This is a genomic window from Palleronia sp. (genome assembly GCF_042089775.1).
Taxonomy (GTDB): Bacteria; Pseudomonadota; Alphaproteobacteria; order Rhodobacterales; family Rhodobacteraceae; genus Palleronia.
On the sequence record NZ_JBELKF010000161.1, the window covers coordinates 1 to 4,634 of the forward strand.

At 57.2% G+C, this 4,634-nt stretch carries 4 protein-coding genes and 1 pseudogene; 4 read left to right on the forward strand and 1 reads right to left on the reverse strand.

Annotated elements, in window-relative coordinates:
• Positions 1-78: 78 nt before the first annotated feature.
• The 4 genes from ACFDS3_RS19130 (at position 79) to ACFDS3_RS19145 (ending at position 4,307) form a co-directional block, all read left to right on the forward strand.
• A complete protein-coding gene (locus ACFDS3_RS19130) occupies positions 79-798 on the forward strand; it encodes a hypothetical protein (RefSeq protein ID WP_375263937.1) in 720 nt (239 codons plus the stop codon).
• A gap of 187 nt (positions 799-985) precedes the next feature.
• The gene (locus tag ACFDS3_RS19135) at positions 986-1,312 is read left to right on the forward strand and encodes an H-NS family nucleoid-associated regulatory protein (protein ID WP_375263938.1); all 327 of its coding nucleotides are present in this window, start codon (positions 986-988) and stop codon (positions 1,310-1,312) included.
• A gap of 469 nt (positions 1,313-1,781) precedes the next feature.
• Positions 1,782-2,510: a hypothetical protein gene (locus tag ACFDS3_RS19140; RefSeq protein WP_375263939.1), complete on the forward strand. Its 729-nt coding sequence runs from the start codon at positions 1,782-1,784 to the stop codon at positions 2,508-2,510.
• Positions 2,511-2,927: 417 nt separating this feature from the next.
• Positions 2,928-4,307 (forward strand): ISNCY family transposase, encoded by a 1,380-nt coding sequence (locus tag ACFDS3_RS19145; protein WP_375263940.1) that lies wholly within the window; start codon positions 2,928-2,930, stop codon positions 4,305-4,307.
• A 170-nt stretch (positions 4,308-4,477) separates the two neighbouring features.
• Here the strand turns inward: ACFDS3_RS19145 and ACFDS3_RS19150 are convergent.
• A pseudogene (locus tag ACFDS3_RS19150) lies at positions 4,478-4,558 on the reverse strand (ATP-binding protein); the annotation flags it as partial.
• Positions 4,559-4,634: the final 76 nt, after the last annotated feature.

The window sequence follows — 4,634 nt, forward strand, 5'->3', positions numbered from 1 at the left end:
ACATGTCAACTAGCATGAAGAGTTACATGTCGACGGTCGCCACTGTTGCTGCTACTGGCTGTGGGAGGGGAGAACTCCGTGAGCACACCTGAAGAAATCCTGTCCACGCTGACGCGCGATAATGCCCGCGACTGGCAGTATGTCGGACACCTTATGCGGAGGCTGAACCGCATTTCGGAAGTTTCGTCTGAGGGGTACCCGTGGCATGACGTGATGCTCGACGCGCTTGCCGCACACGGCCACGAAATATCCTCTGGTCACCTGCACCGAATCCGCCGTGCATATGACTTTCTCGAAGAAGGCATGAGCGCGCGGAAAATACCAAAAGAGAGAGCGCGTATTGCGAAAATATCTACAATGGACCAGGCGGAGCGCCTGTTTCAACTCGATCCGGAAGCTGGACTAGATGCGCTGGAAGCCTGTCTAGATATTGCCAAGCCAGCGACGAATTCTGACATACAGAAGCGATATGAAGAGTACCTTGCGCGACATCCGGAAAAGAAGACCGCGATGCAAGCCGCGTGGGATCGACGCAGGTCAGGCAAAGAAGACACAGCCTCCGGAGCTGATGCAGGAAGTCAGGTGAAAGATCAATCAACCAGCTTTGCGACGACTCTTCGACGGATTGCCGATTACATAACAGAACTGGAGGCCGCATCTCAAAACGATAAGGCGCAAATCATGGTGCTTGAACAAGAGATATCGGACCTGAATGCAGAGATGACGAAAACAAAACAAAATCTTCAGATTGCCGTGGACGAGCTGAACTACATCAGTAGAAGGCGTGAAAGAGAATGAGCATATTAATGAGACAATGCACGAAAGAAGCTTCGATTCAGTAGATAACTACGCCTGGCTGTGTGTGCAGAAGTGTTCGAACGATCGAGAACATGTCGTGTGCATAATATATGGGCGGTATGCACTGATGAGCCTTGTGCGCTCGTTTTTGGTTGCTTATAGGGGGCCAAAATTAGGCGATTGAACAATGCAAAAGATCGATCTGGAGCAGATGGACCTCGATGAGCTGAAGCGGATCCGCAAAGATGTGGACCGCGCGATCGAGAGCTATGAAAGGCGAAAGAAACAGGACGCTCTAGCCGCTGCCGAAGCGGCTGCGAAGGAGTCCGGCTACACCCTGTCTGAACTCCTTGGATCGGCAGCCAAAAGCAAAGGCAAGAGGGTCAACCCGCCAAAGTATCGACACCCAGATAACCCGGAACTGACCTGGACAGGGCGTGGTAGGCGGCCGGATTGGATCCAGGAAGGCCTTCAGGCCGGAAAATCGCTGGAAGACTTTCTCATCGCAAAGTGAGGAGTCTCACGGACCCGCCAGATCTGCTTGCCGGTGGCATTTGAAGGGCTGAGCGGTCTGACCACGGCCGCCGAACAGGCGTTGCGCAGCCATGACGGCGATTGGACTTTCGTCGGATCGCGCGCGTGGCCAGCCGTAGCGGCGTGAGCAAAATGCGCGCCTTTCTTGATTGAGGCGCGGGAGTGGCAGATGCAGTAAGGCTTGCCAGTGGTCTCGAAGCCGAGGGACGCTGCCAGGAGGTCTCGCTGACTGCCCAAGCGTCCGCAATAGCGCAAGGCCTTTCTCTGGGCGATTGAGATTCCCGGCCCTCGCGAGCTGGAGCGCTCAACGCCGTCGCTCTGGCGCGTTCACATGCGCGGGCCAGCGTGACGCAGCACTTAGTGGAATATCGGAATATCATATGCTAATGAGGTCGCCTGAACATGAAAGAAAATAGCAGTAGAAGAGATGTTGTCTCGCTGATGCTGCTATGAAGCGGGTGAAAAGGAGGCATCCTTCAGGTGATGGTCTTTTGCCGGCAGAATATGCAATTCTTCAGGACCCCCTTTTTCCTATTCCTGAAATAAATGCTATAGCCATTGCTCAACTGGCGCAGGATCTGCGTATTTTCTACACCTACGCGGTATACACTCCGCGAAACTCGAGTGTGTATATCGGGCTTTCGCGTCAAAGTCCCGACCGGAGAATGGATCAGATGGCCAGAAGGGTGAGGTGGGGGGCTGAGTTTTCGGGGTTCTGGGGATGTTATGGTATTGCGATTATCAGTAGAGGGCTTTCGCAATCAGAGGCTGTCAGGGATGAGAGAAAATTAATAAGGAGTATTCGCAGTGGCACGAAGTATAGTCTCATAAATAAGTCTAATGGAGGTGAGCCGGGCGGCTATCCGTTGGAGAAGGTAATTCGTGATGCCGTTCTGGAAAAATATGTAAGATACTTGACGGAAGATGTGGAAACTCAGAGGTTCTGGAGTCTTGAGCGCTGGAAAACCAACCCACGTCCGGAATGCTCGGTGCGAACAAATGATTGGCCGCAACTTCCTCTTCCGCCGAGGCGTTTCAGGACAATGACGGAGTGTTTGCGCGAGGTAGTTCAAAAGCTCGAGGGACAGCACATGTGGTATGTCGAGGATAACCGGAGGAGTTATTTTGGCTCAGTGGAGAGATCGCACGTATCGGACTTGATAGAATATCTTGAATAGATGGCTGACGGCCGTACCCTTTGCGAGGCCCTCGAACAGGTCGAGGTGCTGACGGATCGCCGCCCGGCTTTTGAGGTCGTCGATCGCGGACACCCATCCACACCATGTCGTTTATTCGGGTCACCCTGTCCCCGGTCTGATTATGGGCGTCGCTGATGACGGCTCCCACCGGATCCAGGCTCTGGGGCTTATTCAGCGCATGCGACGGCGTGGGGATCTTCAGAAACTGCTGGCTGAGGACTGACTTTCAGCCAGCTCGTCGAAGCTGGGCGCAAGCGGTTGGGTGAGTCCGGATCGTCGTTAGTCACCATAACATGTATTACCGGTTGCAACAATGTAGGCGCAAAGTTAAAATGTCCCACATCTGCAAAGTAGAAGTGTCACACTTCCCTGTTTGGGCGGGAATGGAGTGTGACCGTGGGATTGGTGGTCATGAGCGATCGCGAGCTGAACAGGGTTGAAGTTCTCAGTCAGGTGTCCCGGGGCCGAATGACGGCAGTGGCCGCGGCGAGTGTCCTTGGATTGAGTCGTCGACAGGTGCACAGGCTTCTGAAGCGGTTCGAGACCGAAGGTGCCGCGTCAATCCGGCACAAGGCGCGCGGTCGGCCATCGAACCGCCGGATTGATCCTGGCCTACGGGAGTTCGCCGTTTCGCTGGTTCGGGAGCAGTTTTCGGATTTCGGGCCGACGCTGGCGGCCGAGATGCTGGAGACCCATCACGGGCTGAAAGTGTCGCGGGAGACGCTGCGCAAATGGATGCAGGACGCCGGGATCTGGCTTTCGCGCAAGCAGCGCCGGACGTTCCACCAGCCGCGGCTGCGCCGGGAGTGCTACGGTGAACTGGTCCAGATCGATGGCTCCGACCACCGCTGGTTCGAGGATCGCGTCCCGGCTTGCACCCTCCTGGTGTTCATCGACGACGCGACCAGCACGCTCCTGCACCTGGAGTTCGTCACCTCCGAGAGCACGTTCAGCTATTTCGGTGCCCTCGAGCGGTATCTCGGCACGCATGGCCGCCCGGTGGCGTTCTACAGCGACAAGCACACTGTGTTCCGTGTCGCCAGCCAAGGCGCGAAGTCCGGCCACGGCATGACGCAGTTTGGCCGGGCGCTGAACGAGCTGAACATCGAGATCCTCTGCGCCAACAGTTCTCAGGCCAAGGGCCGCGTCGAACGCGCGAACCGCACGTTGCAGGACCGGCTGGTGAAGGAGCTGCGCCTCGCGGGCATCTCGGACATGGAAGCCGGGAACGCCTTCCTCCCGGGCTTCATCGAGCGCTACAACATCAAGTTCGCCAAGACCCCGCGCCGCGCGGACAACCTGCATCGCGCGCTCAATGTCGAGCCGGACCGGCTGCGCGAGATCCTGTGCTATCGGGACGAGCGCTATGTCGGCAACCAGCTGGCCTTTTCCTACGACCGCCGGCGGATCATCCTCGAGGAGAACGACGTGACGCGCGACCTGCCCGGCAAGTATGTCGACAGCTACGAGTTCGCCGACGGCCGTCTCGAGTTCCGCTGGAAAGGTGTGCCGCTGCCGTTCCGTGTCTTCGACAAGGACCAGCGCGTCACGCACGCCGCGATCACCGAGAACAAGCACCTGAGCGCCGTTCTGGAGCACATCAAGGCCGAGCAGGACAAGGCGCCGCCGAAGACGCGTCGCGCCGGCAACCAGCGGACCAAATACGAAAAGACCGGTCGCAAGCCCCCCGGGCGGCCATCGCTGATGGAGCCCTACTACCAGAGAAAGCGTGCGGAGCGGCAAGCGCGCGCAGCCGAGCAGGGCTCCGATACTTGAGGTCTCCGCCCTGCCCGGCTGCGCTTCCGTCGTGCGTCACCGGGACAGTTCTACTTTGCGGAGCCCCGGACATTTCAAACCGGTTGCAACAAACAAACAAACAACACTTCGTGGGCACATTCTAAACTGGGTTGCGACAAATCCCCTATCTTGCTGGAAAGCGAGGAGAAGGTGCGCTCATAGAGCTTGCTGAGAAGATGGAACAGCAACGCACCGCCCGAGGCGCTGAACGGCAGGTATCCCAAATCGTCATGAGATCGGAGTAATCGCTACAGCAGCTGTAGCTTCAAGCCCGATCTACATGACGCGCGGAGCGGCGAGGATGAC